The sequence below is a fragment of the Roseimicrobium gellanilyticum genome (genome assembly GCF_003315205.1).
Lineage (GTDB): Bacteria > Verrucomicrobiota > Verrucomicrobiia > Verrucomicrobiales > Verrucomicrobiaceae > Roseimicrobium > Roseimicrobium gellanilyticum.
In genome coordinates this window covers 230,924-249,623 of the sequence record NZ_QNRR01000005.1, presented here as the reverse complement: position 1 = coordinate 249,623, position 18,700 = coordinate 230,924, and the positions used below count along the sequence as shown (strand labels likewise).

At 59.6% G+C, this 18,700-nt stretch carries 19 protein-coding genes; 8 read left to right on the top strand and 11 right to left on the bottom strand.

Annotated features, from left to right (window positions below):
* Nucleotides 1-9 precede the first annotated feature (9 nt).
* Nucleotides 10-1,899 carry an SGNH/GDSL hydrolase family protein gene (locus tag DES53_RS15875; protein ID WP_113959266.1) on the bottom strand — a complete coding sequence of 630 codons (1,890 nt, stop codon included), beginning with the start codon at nt 1,897-1,899 and terminating at the stop codon, nt 10-12.
* Nucleotides 1,900-2,020: 121 nt separating this feature from the next.
* On the opposite strand from DES53_RS15875, the gene DES53_RS15870 reads away from it, so the two are divergent.
* The gene (locus DES53_RS15870; RefSeq protein ID WP_113959265.1) at nt 2,021-3,220 is read left to right on the top strand and encodes a hypothetical protein; all 1,200 of its coding nucleotides are present in this window, start codon (nt 2,021-2,023) and stop codon (nt 3,218-3,220) included.
* A 63-nt stretch (nt 3,221-3,283) separates the two neighbouring features.
* Nucleotides 3,284-4,417 carry a hypothetical protein gene (locus tag DES53_RS15865; protein ID WP_113959264.1) on the top strand — a complete coding sequence of 378 codons (1,134 nt, stop codon included), beginning with the start codon at nt 3,284-3,286 and terminating at the stop codon, nt 4,415-4,417.
* Nucleotides 4,418-4,500: 83 nt separating this feature from the next.
* Here DES53_RS15865 and DES53_RS15860 read toward each other — a convergent pair whose 3' ends face one another.
* The 5 genes from DES53_RS15860 to rpmB form a co-directional block, all read right to left on the bottom strand.
* Nucleotides 4,501-5,337, bottom strand: coding sequence for a ThuA domain-containing protein (locus DES53_RS15860; RefSeq protein WP_113959263.1), 837 nt, complete (start codon nt 5,335-5,337; stop codon nt 4,501-4,503).
* On the bottom strand, nt 5,334-5,855 hold the full coding sequence (locus tag DES53_RS15855) for a GNAT family N-acetyltransferase (protein ID WP_211325567.1): 522 nt from the start codon (nt 5,853-5,855) through the stop codon (nt 5,334-5,336). The genes DES53_RS15860 and DES53_RS15855 overlap by 4 nt, the downstream gene beginning before the upstream one ends.
* A 26-nt stretch (nt 5,856-5,881) precedes the next feature.
* Nucleotides 5,882-6,757, bottom strand: a complete 876-nt coding sequence (locus DES53_RS15850; protein ID WP_113959261.1) for a ThuA domain-containing protein — start codon at nt 6,755-6,757, stop codon at nt 5,882-5,884.
* A gap of 123 nt (nt 6,758-6,880) precedes the next feature.
* Entirely contained in the window at nt 6,881-8,344 is a 1,464-nt protein-coding gene (locus DES53_RS33035) for a hypothetical protein (RefSeq protein ID WP_170157136.1), read from the bottom strand.
* Between the two features lie 189 nt (nt 8,345-8,533).
* On the bottom strand, nt 8,534-8,800 hold the full coding sequence (rpmB, locus tag DES53_RS15840; RefSeq protein WP_113959260.1) for a 50S ribosomal protein L28: 267 nt from the start codon (nt 8,798-8,800) through the stop codon (nt 8,534-8,536).
* Nucleotides 8,801-8,901: 101 nt separating this feature from the next.
* On the opposite strand from rpmB, the gene DES53_RS15835 reads away from it, so the two are divergent.
* Together DES53_RS15835 and DES53_RS15830 are read left to right on the top strand one after the other, a co-directional pair.
* Complete coding sequence (locus DES53_RS15835; protein WP_113959259.1) at nt 8,902-9,927, top strand: Gfo/Idh/MocA family protein; 1,026 nt, start codon at nt 8,902-8,904, stop codon at nt 9,925-9,927.
* A gap of 15 nt (nt 9,928-9,942) precedes the next feature.
* Nucleotides 9,943-10,227: a hypothetical protein gene (locus DES53_RS15830; RefSeq protein ID WP_113959258.1), complete on the top strand. Its 285-nt coding sequence runs from the start codon at nt 9,943-9,945 to the stop codon at nt 10,225-10,227.
* Nucleotides 10,228-10,240: 13 nt separating this feature from the next.
* Here the strand turns inward: DES53_RS15830 and DES53_RS15825 are convergent, their stop codons facing one another.
* Nucleotides 10,241-10,795 (bottom strand): suppressor of fused domain protein, encoded by a 555-nt coding sequence (locus DES53_RS15825; RefSeq protein ID WP_170157158.1) that lies wholly within the window; start codon nt 10,793-10,795, stop codon nt 10,241-10,243.
* Between the two features lie 108 nt (nt 10,796-10,903).
* Between DES53_RS15825 and DES53_RS15820 the strand changes: the two genes are divergently transcribed.
* On the top strand, nt 10,904-11,281 hold the full coding sequence (locus DES53_RS15820) for a hypothetical protein (protein WP_147263434.1): 378 nt from the start codon (nt 10,904-10,906) through the stop codon (nt 11,279-11,281).
* 38 nt (nt 11,282-11,319) lie between these two features.
* On the opposite strand, the gene DES53_RS33030 is transcribed toward DES53_RS15820, so the two are convergent.
* Together DES53_RS33030 and DES53_RS15815 are read right to left on the bottom strand one after the other, a co-directional pair.
* Complete coding sequence (locus DES53_RS33030; RefSeq protein WP_211325566.1) at nt 11,320-11,553, bottom strand: hypothetical protein; 234 nt, start codon at nt 11,551-11,553, stop codon at nt 11,320-11,322.
* A 62-nt stretch (nt 11,554-11,615) separates the two neighbouring features.
* On the bottom strand, nt 11,616-12,767 hold the full coding sequence (locus DES53_RS15815; protein ID WP_170157156.1) for a tetratricopeptide repeat protein: 1,152 nt from the start codon (nt 12,765-12,767) through the stop codon (nt 11,616-11,618).
* A 129-nt stretch (nt 12,768-12,896) separates the two neighbouring features.
* On the opposite strand from DES53_RS15815, the gene DES53_RS15810 reads away from it, so the two are divergent.
* The 3 genes from DES53_RS15810 (at nt 12,897) to DES53_RS15800 (ending at nt 16,828) form a co-directional block, all read left to right on the top strand.
* Nucleotides 12,897-13,793 (top strand): alpha/beta hydrolase, encoded by an 897-nt coding sequence (locus tag DES53_RS15810; RefSeq protein ID WP_113959254.1) that lies wholly within the window; start codon nt 12,897-12,899, stop codon nt 13,791-13,793.
* A 56-nt stretch (nt 13,794-13,849) separates the two neighbouring features.
* Complete coding sequence (locus tag DES53_RS15805; protein WP_113959253.1) at nt 13,850-15,007, top strand: SGNH/GDSL hydrolase family protein; 1,158 nt, start codon at nt 13,850-13,852, stop codon at nt 15,005-15,007.
* 300 nt (nt 15,008-15,307) lie between these two features.
* Nucleotides 15,308-16,828 carry a glycine hydroxymethyltransferase gene (locus DES53_RS15800; protein ID WP_113959252.1) on the top strand — a complete coding sequence of 507 codons (1,521 nt, stop codon included), beginning with the start codon at nt 15,308-15,310 and terminating at the stop codon, nt 16,826-16,828.
* 197 nt (nt 16,829-17,025) lie between these two features.
* Here the strand turns inward: DES53_RS15800 and DES53_RS15795 are convergent, their stop codons facing one another.
* On the bottom strand, nt 17,026-17,409 hold the full coding sequence (locus DES53_RS15795; protein WP_113959251.1) for a hypothetical protein: 384 nt from the start codon (nt 17,407-17,409) through the stop codon (nt 17,026-17,028).
* A gap of 53 nt (nt 17,410-17,462) precedes the next feature.
* Nucleotides 17,463-18,527, bottom strand: coding sequence for a biotin synthase BioB (gene bioB, locus DES53_RS15790; protein WP_113959433.1), 1,065 nt, complete (start codon nt 18,525-18,527; stop codon nt 17,463-17,465).
* Between the last annotated feature and the right edge of the window lie 173 nt (nt 18,528-18,700).

Sequence of the window (18,700 nt, the reverse complement as noted above, 5' to 3'; positions counted from 1 at the left end):
CTCTCGTTCTCACAGCTTCAAAAACTCCCGCATCAGCCTGCCCAGGATCTGCATGCCGCGCTGATTCGCGTGGATGGGATCCCGCTTGAAGGAATCCTGCGCATAGCCACTGCTCTTCATGTAATCCATCCAAGGTGCCGTCATGTCGAAGAAGCCGCATTTCTCCTGCACGGCGAGCTCCTGAAGCTCGGCACGGTAGGCGAAGGCCTTCTTGTCAGGTTGAGGCGTGAAGTTCTTCACATAGTCGGCCTGCGGGCTGCCGAAGGTGGGCGTGAGCAGGAGCACTTCCACATTGGGGAGTTTCGCACGCGTCTGCTGGATCACAGAGCGGATAGACGCGATGTCACCACGCTGGCTGATGCCACCAATCACAAGCAGGTCGGGCGAATGACGCAGCACGTACTGCTCAAGCGGCTCAGGGTCCTTGTAATACCAGCAGCCCGTGGAACCACGCACGCTCACGATCTTCTTCACGGTGCACTTCGGATAGTCACGGCCCACCAGCAGTTCGAAGTTTGAGCTGCTGGTGTCGCCGATGATGCTGTCACCCAGCATCACCATGGTGAGTGCAGGACCGTTCTCCAGCTTGGCCTTGGTCTTCTCCAGATTCGTCCAGCGGGCTTCAGGCGCCTTCCACGTCACGGGCTTCATGCCGGCATAGATGGAATCAATACGCGCCAGCGGATCCATCCCAGCCATGGGATCCTTCACTTCGCCATCCACGAGGAACCAGCCGAGGCGTGTGAAGCGACCCTTGCTGTCCTTCGGTGGTTCGGCGGCGATGCGCATCTTCAGCTCATGCTCCACCTTCGGATCCAGGTCGCGTGCGAAGACCGTAGAAGCCGCGCGATGGTAGGTCAGGCAATACTTGTCGAAGTTCACCTTCAGCTTCCACTCGCTGCCATCGAGGCTGTATTCCAGGTTGCCCGTGTCGGGTCCAATGATGTCATAGATGCCGATCTGCGAACCTTTGAACTTCAGCGCGATGGTCGCACCTGCTTTGTCACTCACCGCCACATGAGGCAGATTGCCAGACGTGCTGAGCTGCCAGCCGAGCCAGCCGTCATCCATCTGTGCCCAGTCATAGGGCACGAGACGCGCGTTCTCCATCGGCTTCGGGGACAGCGGTGCAGGCACTTCAGCCTTCACCACTTCCTTTGCCACAGGCGCGCTCTTCACGGCTGCGAAGAAAGGCTTCAGCGCTTCGAGGTACAACGCGTAGCCCGCGTCTGTAGGATGCACGTTGTCCTTGGCGAACTCCTCGATGGTCATCTTCCCGCCAAGGATTTGATCCGCGGCATGCTTCGCCATCACCACACTGGGGATGCCATAGTGCTCCGCCACCTTCTCATGATACTGCATGGTCGGCGGCAGCTTCCCGGCTTTGAAGTCCTCCAGGTGTCCCTTCACCAGTGTGTACACAAAGAGGATGTCCGGCTTGGACGGCGTCTTCGTGCGAAGCTGGTGCACAATCCCCTCCATGCTGGCAATCACCTGTTCCTCCGGCGCCCCGCCATCATTCACCGCGAACTCCACAATCACGAGATCCGGACGCTGATAACCCACGTCATTCCAGCAACGGAATGCACCGAGCCACGATCCCGTGCCGCCAATGGCCGCATTGTACGGTTGGAATGGCACACCAGGATTTTCCTTCTTCAGCCACTCGGTGAGCATCTCACGGTAGCAGAACTGCGGCTTGCTGGATCCCGCCCCCGCCGTGATGGACCCACCGAAGTAGCTGATGCGCACCGGCTCCGGACCTTTCTCCACCACCTTCTTCCAGAAGTTCGGCAATCCCCCGCGCATGGTGTAGGGGGCGATTTCGGCGGCAGGGGCTGCACTAGACCACGCGACCACAGTCACGGCGAGGCAGGCAAAGGCAAGACGATGAAGCATGCGCCACCCATACGAGGGCTGGACGAAGACTCAACGAACTTCCCGGCGCCCGAACTACTTCGTCATCTGTGGAAGGCGAAGCCTCATTGACAAAATTATCCGATTCGCTCCAGACTCGCTCATGCGATTTCCCCCGTTGCAGCCTTCCCTGTATCGCGCCCTTCAGGCATTGCTCTGTCTCTCGGTGCCGGCGTTGGGCCAGGTCGCAAATCCTCCCTCCCTCGAAGCCACTCTGGATGTGGGTGAACAATTCCGCAACGGCGTGAGCCTGATCTGGAGTCCCGTGGGCAATGCCACATGGAGCGACCTCCTGGACTTCCATCAGGTGGACAAGATCCACATGGATCCCCGCAGTCCCACGGCAGAAGTGCTCAATGCGTTCCAAATGGACAAATCCAAGGTGTTGCCGCCCGGGACGTTCACCTTTGCTGGTGAAGACTCCCCCGAATCCCGGGACAAGGTACGTGAAGCTCTCAAGAAGCAGGTGGGAGCAAGTGCCGCGAGTATGATCGGGCCCTATGTGCCGCCTGACATCTCCGCAAGCAATCCCGCACGTCCGGTATTGATGGTGTGCTCCATCGCCCGGCAACCATTCTTCCCCTCCCACTTCGCGCCGGATCCCAATCCCCGCCTTTTCACGGATCGATTGGGGGTCCATCATCGCACTCTAGGGTTTGGCACGGCTGGAAAATTCGCCTCTCAATACACCAATGTAGAGGTGCTGGCAGACGACCTCGCGGGGCATCAAGTGCTGCGTCTGGACTTTGCTTCCACAGGCTTGGAAAGCCAGGAGTTCGTGGTCCTCTCGACACCAGGTCAACATCGCAGCATGGAAGAAGCGGTGAAGGAAATTCATGGGCTCCTCGGTAAGGTTGGGGAGGTAAGCAGAGTTGTCGAAGTCGGCGGCGTCAAATACCAGTACACCAGCACGTTGGAAGCCGGGGATGAGCTGTGGATTCCCTACCTGCAAGCCCGAGTCCTGGGTGAGTATCCCGATCTCGTCGGGAAGTCCTACCTGAAAAGCCCCGACGGCCGGAGGTGGTGGGAGCTGCGCCAAGTCTCGCAGTTTCTGAATTGGAAGCTCGATCATACGGGTGCCGTGGTAGAAGCCACGGCAGCGGCAGCGGCTGCACCGCAAGAGCCCTTTGGTGATCCACCTGCCTCCCAGCAGGCACAGGCCCAGCCCAAAAAGCTACCGCTCTACAGGAAGCAATTCATCTTCAACAAGCCCTTCATCGCCTCCCTATGGCGCAAAGGTTCGGACTGGCCCTACCTGGCGTGCTGGATGGATGGACCGGAGATGCTGATGGAGAAGAAATAACCAGACTCCCTCTCTCAGCACATGAAACGGACTGTTTCCTTAAATGCAGTGAGCGCTTTCTTCATGGCTTGCGCAGTGCTGCACTCCGTATCGCCGAAAGCACCTGCTCAGATTTCAGCGCCGGTCGAAACCACCCTGGATGTTGCCGAACCTTTTCGCGATGGGGTGAGCCTCGTGTGGAGCCCGAATGGCCAGGCGGCATGGGACTCACTGAAGGCTTATCACAAGGTGGATAAGATCGTCATGCGCCCACGCTCGGTGACCGCAGAGACGCTCGACGCGTTCAAGTGGGACCAGAGCAAGGTGCTCCCACCCGATACACTCATCTTCGCAGAGGATGATACCCCGGAATTTCGCGAGCGTGTGCGCACCGCTCTGCGCAAGCAGGTGGGAGAGAATGCCGCGCGGCTGATTGAGCCCTATGAGCCACCAACAGTCGTGGGCATGAAGAAGGCCCTTATTGTCACTTCCTTTGTCGCCCGTCCCAAGTTTCCCAGCAGTTTCATACCTGACACCAATCCCAAGAGATTCCGCGATAGAAAGGGCAATGCCTTCCAAGCATATGGCTTTGGCACCCAGGGTAAGCACGCCGGAAGCCATGGGGACAACGTGCGCGTGCTAGCAGACGATCTGAATGACCAATTTGCATTGCGGTTCACCTTCTACACAGGAGACGACCGTGACCGGCAGTGCATGGTGCTTTCCACTCCGGGCACACACCAGGATTTCGAGAGCGCTCTAAAGGACATCAAGGAACTTCTTGGCAAGGAACGCATCCCCATGAAAGCCGTGGAAAAGGAAGGCAAAAGATGGCGCTACACCGATACACTTTCACCAAACGATGAGCTGTGGTTGCCGGATATTCACGCCACGACCCTTTGCGAGTATCCCGATCTCAGCAACAAGAGGTACCTTGAATCTGGTGGAGGATACTGGATACTCGGACCTGTGAAGCAACTGCTCAATATGCGGCTGAATCATGAGGGAGCGCTGGTGGAGACGACCTTCGTAGTGCCCCCCACCTTTCTCAGTAGTGGCGCAGATAAGAACGCCGTGCCCGTGGATCAATTGCCGCTCTACCCCAAGCGCTTCATCTTTGACCGCCCCTTCATTGCCAGCTTCTGGCGCGAAGGCGCCGACTGGCCATACCTTGCGTGCTGGATCGATGGGCCGGAGATGCTGACGGTGAAAAAATAGAATCCAGAAGTGACCAAACGCAAATAGGCGCTGAAACCAGCGCCTATTTGTCATCGTGGAACCGGTGCCGTCAGTCGTGACGCTTACTTCTGCACCGGTCCGTATCCCGCCACCGGCTTGCCACTGTCATCCAGCTTGCCACAGGCCCACAGCAGGCCGCGGGCGACGAGATCGAGGTACTCGGGAGATTCCATGGTGGAGTTGTTGTGGCCCAGCGTGGTGCCGAAGACTTTGCCCTTTTCATACGTGTTCACCCAGATCACGTGGTGTTCCTTCTTGGTGTCTTCACCGTAGGCCTTCGCCAGCGGGACGAAGCCGGGATAGAGTTCTTCATTCTTGTAGAGCTCGTCCTTCGGGTTGAGCCACTCCTTGGGGAAGCCCTTCATGACGGGATGCTCAGGGGCCGTGTTCTTCACCAGCAGATCGCGATTCTTCTCGTGGCTCATGCTCTTCTGCCCCACGACCTTCCGCCATTCATCCGTCTTCGCAGCACGGTAGCTGTGTGCGGAGCAGTGCAGCACCACGGCGGGTACGCCTTCCTTGTGCGGCTTCGCGATGCGTTCCACGAAGGCCACGTCTTCCACCGCACCGAAGCATTCGTTGTGCAGCACAAGGTCATACCCCTTCGCCCAATCTTCCTTTTCGTAGATGCTGATGCGGTGGGTCTTGTCCTTCTTCCCTTCAGGACCCTCTTCATGCACGATGGTGAACTCCACATTCGCACGAGCGCTGAGGCCCTCCGCAAGGATGCGCTTCTGGTTCTCGTAGTCATGGCAGCAGCCGCCACAGACCATCAGGACCTTGAGCGGTGAGACGTTGCCGCCAGCAGGAGCAGGGGGAGGAGGTGGTTCTGCCGCAAAGAGGAGCACCGTGGTAGCCAGCGCCGCAAGGGCTGGGAAGATGAGCAGGAATCGTTTCATGAGGTGGTTGATCTTGATGAGTGTGCTGAAAGTGATTTTGAAAAGACCATGCTGCGGTAGTTCGTCACATCCCACGAGACATGCTGGATGAACCGGAAACCGAGCCGTGCATACCAACGGCACAAATGTTCCGCTGTTTCCGCAGTGTCGAGAGAAAGCTCAATAGCCCCGAGTGCCCGGGCCTCGTCCTCGATGCGCTGGAGCAGCCGGTGGCCGATGCCTTCGCGCTGCCGTTCGGGATGCACGGCGAACTGGCCGAACTGATACACCCCACTCTGCCGATACCACACACAGGGAGAGTCCGGCTGTGCGGCGTAGAGGGTGATGGTGCCGACGACGCGGCCGCGATCCACCGCCACGAAGGCATGTCCTTCGCGAAGCCGGCGCAGCGTGGTCGAGTCATCCTGGTGAGTGGCAAGAAATCTCAGCCCCAGTGCCGCGAGCTCCGCATAGGATTCGTGCAGCAGGCGGGTGATTTCCGACAGCGAATCATCCTCCCTCCAGGGTCGGATGATCACGCTGCCTGACATGCGCGAGGGACCAGTTACTTGCTCTTCGGCTCGTATCCGGCAGCAGGCTTGCCGTCGTCGCCGAGCTTGCCAGCGGCCCAGAGCACGCCACGTGTGATGAGGTCAAGGTAACGGCCATCCGCCACGGTGTCGTTGTTGTGGCCAATGGTGGTGCTGAAGACGCGGGTCTTCTTCGGACCGTAGCTGTTCGTCCAGGTGATCACAGCATTCTCCTCTTTGGTGGTGCCGTCCTTGTTCTTCACGATCTGCTTGCCCGTGGCGAGCGTGTGATGACCAGGGAAGTTCTTCGGATCCTGCACGTTGTTGTACAGCTCCTCCTTGATGGTGGTCCAGTCTTCCAGACCTTTGGTGATTGGATGCTCCTTGTCCGTGTGCGTGATGGCGATCGGCTCCTGCGGACCGTGGCGATTGGACTGGAGACCGAGCATGTCGAACCAGATGGCCTGTTCCGAGCCGGGAGCGATGGGTTCGCCGACCTTGAAGCCCTTGCGGTAGGAGTGCATGGCGCAGTGCAGGTTCACCGCCGGCACGCCGTCCTTGTGCGCGTTGACGATATTGTTCACATACGGCTGGTCCATCACGTCCGCGGCGCACTCATCGTGAATCACCACGTCGTAGCCTTTGGCCCAGTCAGCCTTGTTGTAGATCTCGAAGTTTGGCTTGGTGCTCTTGTCATCCGTGTGGGCGAACTCCACCTCAATGTTCGCGCGGCTGCTGAGTCCCTCCGCCAGGATGAGGCGCTGCTTCGCATAGTCATGGCAGCAGCCACCCGTCACGAGAAGCACGCGCAGGGGTTTGGCGGCGGCAGCAGGGGCGGCGGCAGATTTCAGCAGCATACCCGCGCCGAGAGCGAGGGTGACAAGGGCAACAACAAGGAGGCGTGGCTTCATGGAGGGGATGAATGGAGCAGAGACAAACGCGAACTGCCAGCAGCTTGTTGCGCCGGATGCGCCCGCGCTTCCAGCCGGGGTCACAGCAGCCCGCTGTCGCAGTCACGCACCACGCACACGCGGCTACCGCGTCTGGTAAATCACACCCGGTTGCGGCAAGCCCGGCAAGGTGCCGTTCTGTAGGAAATTCTGAAATTGCCTCTCCCGAGCATCGAGGTCCTGGGGGAGGTCAGGCAGCGGACTCAGGGGAATCGCCTCTGGAACATATCGCATAGGTGCCGGTGGCGGCGTAGTCACAGGCAATTGGCCGCCCCCGCTCATGGAGACTGGCGCCTCTCCCTTATTGCCTGCCAGAAGTTCCTGCATCAGGATGGTTTGGTCCCACGTCTTGGGTCCAGCACCCGATGACCCGGAGGCCGGCACGGTCACCGCTGGAGGACGCGGAATCGAGTCCGAGTGCACCCGGGACGGCTTGTCACTCCCCATGAAACGCAGCATGTTGATGACAACCAATATCACTGGCACCACGAGCCACCCGGGGAAACTCGAGCTCCGCTGCTGGCTGCTGGCCGCTTGCTGGGCCTGGTGATGGAGGCGGCTTTCCACGAGAGCCCAGTTCCCAGCCGGCATGAGCTGCTTCACAATGTGCCAGCCTTCCCAGACGTACCGTTTGCGCTCGACGATGTCATTGACGGCGCTCCGCGCTTCGGCGCTGTTCCAGTCATAGCTGTCATCACCCCCTCGCAGCCGCTTGAACCAAAAAGGCTTCGTGGACGGCGACACTCCCGCGAAGATCTTCCCCAGAGCCGCCTCCTGCTCGAGCTGCGCCATCAAGTGATTCCGCGCCTCCACCGGCAGATGGGGGTAGGCGGCATTGGCAAGCGTGCTGGCCATCTCCGGCTGCTCCAGTCCCGTCAGCACCCCAACACGGGCAAGCAAAATCGCCCCATCAGGCGTGGCCAGCGTACGGGCATTCTCCACAAGGGCCCGGCTGAATTGCACCAGTCTCTCCCGGTCATCCGCGTCCTGCCACGCCGATACCACAAGATGGGGCAGGTTCATCTGTCCCAACTCTGCCATGCGAATGAGGAAGCTATTTGTCACGGCGGAGGCCAGGTCATTCACCCGCCCTTGCAAGGCCCGCTCCAAGGCCGTGACCCGTGTCTCCCCAGAGACAGCTCCGGCCTCGCAGCACTCATGAAATGCCACCAGTGCCGCCTCGAGCTGTTCCGTGTTGCCCGACTTCGCGGCCCGTTCCACTTCCGTGAGGGCCTCTTGTGCCTCTGCAGGGAGGGGGAAATCCTCGAACACCACGGGCAGATCCAGCCGGTTGCGACCCTGCCCGCCTCCATCTTGGGCGCCCTCTTCCCCCACGGGCGTGTCTACGTAGGAGACTTCGGGCAAACTTTGGGAGGCACGGTGGCGCAGCCAGTTGAGCGCCGCCTCATATGCCTCACGGACCCGGCGGAATCCCTCCGGATCACTGTCTGGACGGTGCTGCTTCAGCAGGCGGGCGTAGGCCGCCTTCACATCCTTCTCGGTTGCCGTGTGGCGATCGAGAATGAGGACTTGCCAGGGATCGTTCATGTCTTGGCGTGACTTGGGGGAAGGAACCACAACGAAGCGGAAATGCGCGTGAATTCCAAGGTGAAATCCGCATCATCTGATGGAGAAAAGCCCATCAACGTCCCACCCCCGTCCGCCCAACACCAAAAAAAGGCTGCACCCGCTTCAGGTGCAGCCTTTTGTAAAAATCTTCGAAGTCGGAACTGAGGACTAGGACAGGATACCAGCCTTCTTCAGCACCTGGTATGCGCCGTTCTTGTTCATGGTCTTCAGAGCGCGGGCCGTGAGACGGACGGTCACCCACTTGCCAAGCTCAGGCACCCAGATGCGCTTGTCACGCAGGTTCGGGTAAATCTTGCGCTTCACGCGCTTGGTGATGTGCTTACCGATACCGCCTTCTTTCTTGGCCTTACCGCTACGGTGAATCTTGTGCCCCGTGGTGACGGTAGCTCCGGTGATTTGGCAGGATTTCGGCATGGCAGACTGAGGGTTGGAAATTCGTGGGGCGGAGAGGGTAGCCAGCATCGAACCGGAGTCAAATATTTTGAAAACTTTCCCCCACTCGCCAGACTGGCTTCATGAGCAAGCCCGTGCGCATCGGCATCATTGGAGCTGGAGGCATCGTAAAATCCCGCCATCTACCCGCCCTTCTGGCCATGCCGGAGGTGGAGATTGTGGCCGTGTGCAACTCGTCCTTGGAAAGCAGCCGCCGCTTCTGCTCGGAGCATGTCCCTCAGGCTGAGCCGATGGAGAAATGGTGGGAGCTCGCCAGCCGGGATGACATCAACGTCGTCTGGATCGGCGCCACCCCCTACATGCACAGCGAGTGCAGCGTCTACGCCCTGAAGGCGGGGAAACATGTCTTCTGCCAAGCCCGCATGGCCCGCAGCCTCGGTGAGGCCCAACTCATGTGGGAAGCCAGCATCAGCAATTCCGAGCTCGTCGCCGCCCTCTGCCCGCCTCCGCAGGGCATGCGCGGTGACCGCACCATGCGACGCCTGCTCGCCGAAGGTGTGATTGGCCGGGTGCACCAAGTCCGCTTGAACAGTCTGAACGGCAACTGGCTCGACCCCATCGCCCCTGCCCACTGGCGCCAGCGCGTGGAAATCAGCGGCCTGCAGGTGCTCACCTTCGGCATCTATGTGGAAGTCATCCAGCGCTGGCTGGGCGACATCACTTCCGTGCAGGCCGATGGCGCCGTGATCACCCCCGTGCGCGACGGCTATACCGTCGATGTGCCGGACTTCCTCCATGTCCTCTGCACCTTCCGCGAAGGCGCGCGGGGAAATCTTACTTTCAGCGGCGTTGCCTCGCACCCGCCGCAGGACGCCATTGAGATCTATGGCAGCGAAGGCACGTTGACCTACAACTTCATCACGGATGAAATCCGCCTGAGCAAACGCGGCGGCGACATGCAGGTAATACCCATCCCCGCAGATGAAGTGAAGGAGTGGACCGTGGAACGCGACTTCATCAACGCCGTGCTCGATCCGAAAGCGCCACGCCCGAAGCCAGACTTCCTCGAAGGCATGAAGTACATGCGCGTGGTGCAGGCCGCGGCGGAAGCGCTGGAGAGTGGGGAACTTGTGAGGGTGGCGGCGTGAAGAGCCAGGTGACCCATGGAGCACGATATCGACAGGATCATCGCTGGAGTACGCCGCCTGCATCCTGATGTGGTCGTGGTCCAGATGAGCAAGTACCTCCCTGCGGATGACGACGGCCTGTGGTGGTTCCGGTTACCAGATGTGGATCCCGACATCCAAGTTGAGTCATCGAGCTACGATTGTCCCTTCATTGTGGAGCACAGTGGGATGAAATCCTCAAGCGAGGCGATCCATGTAAACTTCGTGGAAGAAGGGGTGCATATCGTCGACCGCTACTTGCGCTCACTAAAAGCCAGATAGCTCTTCCCTCTGTTCACTCTTTGATGGGTTTGCGTTTTGGATCGTACATCCCAAACTCGGGATGGTTCCAGAAGCCTTCCAGCCCGAGCTTCTCGTAAATGGGAATCTCCGCAGAATGAATGGGATAATACTGGTAGAGCGTGGCTCTGTAGTCCCGCAACTGCACAGTCGCTGCCTCCGGATCGAGCAGTGACTGGGCGAAGATCAATACACCATCCATCTCCGTTTCGCTGGTGAGTGTGCCATCAACCGTAAATACGTCTCCATAGCAGAAGCGCTTCTTCCCCGCAAAATACGCGGTCAAACCCAGCGCCGCACTTGGCCAATCCAGACTCTCGGATTCCATGGAGATGACCATTTCTGGCCGACCGAATTTCCAGTCGGGATGAGCTCGGTGACTAAGGCCAAAGGTCACTCCGGTTACCATCCCGGGTTCCGGACATTCACGATAAACAAACATAGCGATTTTCGGTCCGCCATCCTCTGCTTGCTCAGACAGAATTTGATCCTCTTTTCCAAAGGTGTTGTCGAGATACTCGAGAAAGAGTTCGGCATTGGATCCTGGCATGGTGGAGAGCAATGCATCTCCAAGCGCCATTGTCCAGCCAGTGAGCACTAACGCAAGACGACTCCATGCGCGTGCAAAAGGACTGGCAGGCGCTCCGGTACCTCACCTGTGAGCAAGCCCGTCACTCGCGGCATCGTCGGCTCGTGGCTCTTCGTCCGGAGTTCCGTCCCGCGCTCTTCGGAAACGATGATCTATCACTTCGATGCCCAAGGTGGAAACCACTGGGAGCTGGACTGGCCGAATTCCCCTCGCGAACTCAGTTACATCCGCTACTCCTTCGCAAACTCGACCCTCACGATCCATTACAAGTCCGGCTCGACCCGCGACTTCCCAATGGTCCAGGAATGCGACGGTACCGTGCGCATCACCAGCTACGAAGATACCTTGTGGTGGATGCGACGTCTCAGGTGTCCCATGCCCTATTCCATCGCTTTCATCGGCGACGACGGACTGCTGAAGCGTTCGTTGATGGAGGGACTCATCTAGAAAACACCCCCCACTCTTCTGGCCGCCGTGCAATACGGCTACGTTATGAAAGCCGCGGGCATGTCGCCACCCGCCTTGGCCGCCTCTTCCTTTTCCTCTTCTTCTTTCGCCTTGGCCAGGGCGCGACGGTGATTGATGGCCTGCTGCTCAGCCCGGATCTTCTCCACCTCAGCTTCGGAAAACAAAATCTCGGCAGGCAATTCCCTTCCGCAGTAACCACACTTCCTCTGACTACGGCTATAGAGCAAACGCTGGCAGTGCGGGCAGTTCATGGGAACAGGCGTTGACTGCCTGAAGGTGCCACATCCGTGGCACTCTTCAAGTGGTCGCGCAGTCACTCTCCCCGCTCCGCCGACTTTCTCGCTGCCTCGAGCATCTTCTTTGCCTCCACAGCTTGGGGATGATCCCGACCCAGGGTTTTCTCAAAAATATTCAGAGCGGTCGCATAGAGATCACTCGCCTTTCCCGGCTGCCTCAGTTCCATGTAGCAGTTGGCCAGATTGTGCAGGCACTGGGCGTTCTCCAATGAATCGGCGGGATAGTGAAGCCGCGCAATGCTCAGGGCCTGCATGCCGCGTGACTCGGCTTCCTTGTAATTCTTTTTCACGGACTCCGCCTGGCTGAGGTTGAGCTGGATGTTCATCAACTCCGGAGCCTCGGGGCCTTTCAGCTTCACATAGGTTTCTTCCGCACCCCTCAGCGACTTGATGGCGACATCGAGCTGTCCATCGGCATGCAGGGCCACGGAACCCAGGTTCAAGAGTGCCTGGGCCGTCACGAGACTCGGCGGAGGCAGGCTTTTGTTGGCAATGTCGACAGCTTCCTGGGCGATGGGAAACGCCTTCACGTGCTGGCGATGGTGGTGGTAGAGAGTCACCAGCGTGGACAACGCGCGCACCTGGTTCTCTGGCTGACTGGCATATTTCGTCTGGATACGTTCGCGAGCACGCGCAACGGCCTGGCTGGCATCTTCCACGCGATCCAATAACAATAGGGTGTCCGCCAGCAGGGCATCCAGGATCAGCAATTGGTCGGGATCACGACCCGACTTTTCCCCGTCGCTGATGGTGGTGGCGAATACGACGGCCGCTTCAGCATAGCGTGCGGCTCCTTGCATGGCACGACCCAGCTTTTCACCAGCGGCATACGCGAGGTGCCCCTCTTCACCATCCCATCGCTTGTTCTGCTCAGCGTCGAAACGAGCACGCTTCCACACGTAGTCGAGCTGACCGATGGCATCGTCCCATCTGCCGGCGGCGCGGTAAGCTTCTCCCAGCTCCAGACGTGCCGTGATCACTTCCACATGATCGTCCTTGAAGACCTTGAGCGTCGAGTTCAGCGCCTTCTCGAAGTTCTCAATGGCAACGTCATTGTCCCCCACCTTGGCGGCATCCAAAGCCTTCTCGCGAAACGTCTGGGCGGACACGGAGCCAGCCACGAATACGAGGCACACCGTCAGTAATGGAATGAGTGCAGAGAGACGCATGGAGGAAGGGAAGGGGGACAGGACGGATGCCGCCTCTTCCATGAGGTGGCAAGGCAAACTTGGACGGCACGAATCTGCCTGCGTTGAAACAAGAGGACGTGCCGGTGTGTTCTTGTGTTCCTTCCTCTCATGAAAGCTGTCCTCGCTCTCCTCATCGGCTGCTTCACCTCCGGCATGGCCTTCGGGGCCGCGCCTGAACCTGCGCAAACCCTACCCGTGTGGCCAGACGGCGTGCAGGGTCCGGTGAATGACAAGGCTCCAGAACGAGTACTGCCTGACGCGCCGAATGCGAAGAAGGTGGTCCGGCTCGAAGGCGTCACGGAGGCTACCTTGCAGGTGTATCCCGCGCCGAAGGACAAAACCAATAACACGGCAGTGATCATTTGTCCCGGCGGCGGCTTCAGCAAACTGGCCCTGGATCTGGAAGGCGGCGAGGTCGCGGCCTATCTCAATGAAAACGGAACGACCGCCTTTGTGCTGAAGTACCGTACCTCACCGAATGGCTCAAAGGATCCCCAGCTCGGGCCCGTGATGGATGCCCAGCGCTCTGTCGCGCTGGTGCGCAAGCGGGCTGCAGAGTTCGGTGTGGACCCTGCACGCATCGGCCTTCTGGGCATCAGTGCGGGCGGCCAGGTGGCCGTGATTGCCACCAGCAATCACGCGAATCCCACGTACAAAACCTCTGGGAAGATCGATGCGGCTTCCTGCCGTCCGGATTTCCTCGCGCTCGTCTATCCCTGGAAACTACAGGACAACGCCGACGCCACAAAACTGCGCGCCGATATCAAAGTGGACAAGACCATGCCGCCCGTCTTCATCGCCCACGCCGCCGATGACAAAGGCGCAAAGATCGAAGGCAGCCTGCTTCTCTTCCTCCAACTCCAGGCCGCCGCCATTCCCACTGAGGCGCACCTTTATGCGAGAGGCGGTCACGGTTTTGGACTTCGTCCCGCCGATGTCCCCTGCCCCACGGACTGGCCTCAGCGCCTCACCGCCTGGATGAAGGTCATGCAGCTCGTGAAATAGCTCCCCATACGCATCACCTGGTTCTCGCATCACATCACCTCCCATCACACCTCATCATGCACCGCCTGCTCCTTTCCCTCGCACTGGTCATCGCCTGTACGTTCACCGCACCTCTCGCTGCTCAATCAACGCCGAAGCTCTTCACCGATGGCGACACCATCTGCTTCCTCGGGGACAGCATCACGCACGGTGGCAATTGGCACCGCTACATCGAACTCTTCTACGTGAGCCGTCAGCCGGAGAAGAAGATCAACATCGTCAACTGCGGCATCGGTGGTGATCGCGCGGACGGCGCCCTGAAGCGTCTCGACTGGGACGTGCTCGTGCATCAACCTACCGTGATCGTGATCATGCTGGGCATGAATGACATCGGCCATGGAAACTACGACAGCCCCAATCCCACACCAGAGATGCTCGCTGGCCGCGAAAAATCCATCACCGATTATCGCAAGAACATGGCAGCACTGATTGAAGCCATCCAGAAGCGCAGCAAGGCCGCCATCATTCTAGTAAAGCCGTCGCCTTATGACGAAACCGCGGAAATTACCGGCAAGCCCGCCCGCAAAGGAGCCAATGGCGCCCTCGCCAAGTGCTCAGAGATCTGCGGTGAGTTTGCCCAGAAGTACAACACCGCCGTGATCGATTTCCACGGCCCGATGACCAAGCTCATGTCCGAAGGACAGAAGCTAGATCCCGGGTTTGCCCTCGTTGGTCGTGACCGCGTGCATCCCGGTCTTCCTGGACACCTCGTGATGGCCAGCCTTTTCCTGCGTGGCCAGGGATTCACGCTGCATGAAAGCGGCAAGCTCCCCATCGTCACCGGCGTGAACGACCCGGTGCTGGCGAAGATTGTTCCTGCCGAAGAATTGATGGGCAGCACCACTCCTGCGGTCGGCACCGATGCCAGCACCAAGAAGGCCACAGAAATCGCCACGCTCAGCACCGAACGGTTCACCCTCGGTATGCCTTTGCGCACCATCGCCCGCATGGAAGTCTCGATGCGCGGCGCCAACATCGACCCCAAAGACGATGCCGCCGTGAAGACCTGGATGGACGAGCGGAACAAGAAAATGACTCCCGACACTCCGGCCGGGAAGTCTTGGGAACAGCTCGCCACGCCCTATCTCAAGGCCCGTGCGGAACTGCCCGAAACCCTCAAAAAGCGCCAGGCACTCCTTGAGAAGATGCGCGAGCTCTCTGCGGCGAGGTCCTGATAGGAGCGTCCTTCCGCGACCAGCGGTCGCGGCCACAGGAAAAGGCATAACTGGATGGAATCAGCTCGGTACCGAATTCTGTGGCTGCGACCGCTGGTCGCGGAAGGCTCCCAAAAACACCACCCCCGATCAGGCTCCTCAGTAGGGGCAATCCAATCCCCATGCCCGTCCCCAAAGCATTCTTGGTTGGCTTGAAGCCGGATTTATTAGTTCTGCGAATGCAGATCTCCAAGAAGATGAATTCGCGGAAAGTGCGTTCCGTGCCACCGTGCGGCATCTCCACCTTTTCTCTTTTTGCCCATGTCCGCACTTTCTTCCCCACTTCTCGATTACCTCAAGGAAACGCCCGCTGAGCGTCTCGACAATGCCACGGTCGCCTACCTGGCGAACCTGACCGAGACCGCGCGTGTCGCCCCCGGGATTGCCCGCTCCGTCGTGAAGGAACTCGCGGACCAGCGCAGCCACCTGAAGCTCATCGCCAGTGAAAACTACTGCTCGCTCGCCACGCAGCTCACGATGGGCAATCTCCTCACGGACAAATACGCCGAGGGCTTCCCCTTCTCCCGCTTTTACGCCGGCTGCGACAACGTGGACGACATTGAGGCCGCCGCGTGCGAGCAGGCGCGCAAGCTCTTCGGCGTGGAGCACGCCTACGTGCAACCCCACAGCGGTGCGGACGCGAACATGGTCGCCTACTGGGCCATCCTCAGCGCACGTGTGCTGACCCCCGCCCTTGCGGAACTGGGCGAGACCAATCCCGCCAAGCTCTCCGTGGAAGACTGGAACAAGGTCCGCGGCATCTGCGGCAACCAGCGTTTGCTGGGCCTGGACTACTACTCCGGTGGCCACCTTACCCACGGCTACCGCCACAATCTCTCCGCTCAGATGTTCGAGGCGCACTCCTACACCGTGAGCAAGGAGACCGGCCTGCTGGACTATGACGTGATTGAGAAGCAGGCCACGGAGTTGAAGCCGCTCATCCTGCTGGCCGGTTACAGTGCCTATCCGCGGAAGATCGACTTCCGTCGCATGCGCGAGATCGCGGACAAGGTGGGTGCCGTCCTCATGGTGGACATGGCCCACTTCGCCGGTCTCGTGGCCGGTGGTGTGTTCGAGGGCGACTACAATCCCGCTCCCTTCGCCCACGTGCTGACCACCACCACGCACAAGACCCTGCGCGGCCCCCGTGGTGGCGCGGTGTTCTGCACCAAGGAATTCGCTGAATACGTGGACAAGGGCTGCCCCATGGTCCTCGGCGGTCCGCTCCCGCACGTGATGGCTGCCAAGGCCGTGGCCTTCACCGAGGCCAACCAACCCGCCTTCAAAGAATACGCCGCCAAGATCCTCGAAAACTCCCGCGCGCTTGCCGAGGCCTGCGTGGCCGAGGGCATGACCATCCCCACCGGTGGCACGGACAATCACCTGCTGCTCATCGATGTCCGCTCCTTCGGCCTCACCGGTCGCCAGGCGGAAACGGCCGTTCGCCGCTGCGGCATCACGCTGAACCGCAACTCCCTCCCCTTCGACCCGAACGGCCCCTGGTACACCAGCGGTCTGCGCGTCGGCACCCCGGCCACGACCACCCTCGGCATGGGACCGGAGGAGATGAAGGAAATCGCCGCCGTGCTGAAGCTCATCCTCTCCAACACCAAGCCGGAGACGGTGCAGTCAGGAGAACAGGCCGGCACACCCAGCAAGGCCAAGTTCACCATCGAGCCCGCTGCTGAAAAAGAAGCCCTCGACCGCGTGCACAAGCTTCTAGCGAAGTATCCCGTATACCCCACGCTGGATCTCGGGGTGCTGCAGAAGGCCTTTGCCTGAAAGTAGTCCGTCGAGCTTCGGCGGTCAGTAGAAGCGACTCCTGCGTTCCCAACTTCTTTGACGATTGCACAACCCTGTCTCTCACGAGACGGGGTTGTTTTTTGTGTCCCGCGTGGGCCATCCTCACCGCCGAAGCTCGGCGGACTACTTTCTTACGGACACCCGCTCCCCGAAGCACCACATGCCAACTGGAAAATCTAGTCTTCCCGCCAATCAAAAACCCCATTCATTTCGGGCCTTTCCAGAAAGGCTATGAATCCAGCTTTTGCCATCTCAAACGGCATTCCAAAAAAAGCTGGCAATTCTGTCTCCTCATCTCCCACTGTGAAGGCTAACCCCCCCTTTGCAGAAGGTTCTGCTCCCATTGCGGTAAACGCGGGCCAACCGCCGGGGCTCACGTAGTGGAGCATACTCGCCACGCCACCGATCCCAAGGCTCATCATTGCACCTGACTCAGCACTTAAGTGCACAAGAATCGGAAACGAGGCATGTTCCCGATGAAGCTGATCAACGATGTCACCAAGGGCCGTGCGAGCATCGATAGACAAGCTCGCCGTGCCCCACTGGAGAAGAAAGGCCATCGCTTATTTTGTTCCCCGAATCGCCAACCGCCGAGGCTCGGCGGACTACTTTCTTACGGGCAACAGCCCGAAGACTCGCACACCGGCATTTCCTCATGCGTGTGTTCATGGTGCTCATGATCCGAAGCGCAGCACGGTGACAGCGGGCGATCCAAGTTCACCTCCGGCGACGTCATCGCCGGATTCGGCGTCTGCGGCACGAGGCCAAGTTCGGTGAGGAGTTTCATGTCCTCGTTCGCACGGGGATTCACCGTGGTGAGCAGCTTGTCTCCGTAGAAAATCGAGTTCGCACCGGCGAAGTAGCACAGCGCCTGGGCTTCCTTGCTCAGGGAGTAGCGGCCCGCGCTGAGACGCACCTTCGACTTCGGAATGGCAATGCGGGTGATGGCGATCATGCGCACGAGGGAAAAGACATCCACCGGCTCATTGTTCTCCATCGGCGTGCCCTTGATGGGCATCAGCGAATTGATCGGCACGCTTTCCGGCTGTGGGTTGAACTCGCTCAGCGTCTCCAGCATCTTCAGACGATCCTCGATGGTTTCACCGAGGCCGAGGATGCCGCCGGAGCATACGCTCATGCCGGCGTCTTGTGCGTTGCGGATGGTGCGAAGACGATCGTCAAACGTATGCGTGGTGACGATGTTCTTGTAGTGCTCGCGCGAGGTATCGATGTTGTGATTGTACGCAGTGACGCCCGCCTCCTTCAGCGCGCTGGCCTCTTCGGGACCCAGCTCGCCGAGGGTCACGCACACTTCCATGCCGAGCGTGCTCACTTCGCGGACGATTTCCAGCACCTGGTCAAACTTCTGGGTGCCCATGCGCACGCCTTTCCAGGCGGCACCCATGCAGAAACGGGTGGAGCCATTGGCACGGGCCGCGCGGGCGCGCTCCATGACTTGGGCGGTCTGCATCAGGGTTTCACGCTGCAGACCCGTGGAATACCTGGCGCTCTGGGCGCAGTAGCCGCAGTCCTCGCTACAGCCGCCGGTCTTGATGGAGAGCAGGGTGCAGAGCTGCACTTCACGCTCGGGCCAATTTTCCTCATGTACGGTGCGGGCCTGCTTCAGCAGGTCAAAGAACGGCAGGTGGTACAGGCGGTGCAGCTCAGAGTAGTTCATGGAGAGGAGGTCGTGCCCGGAGGCAACGCGCATCATGGCATGATTCGCGACGAATGCCAGTAGTCAAAACGCAGGGGGAGTAATACCAGTCTCTCGTTTTTCTAAAAACTTCTTCACGGTTTTGCGACTCACGTGGTGGAAATTTTGCAATTTTCTTAGAACACCGTCCAAAA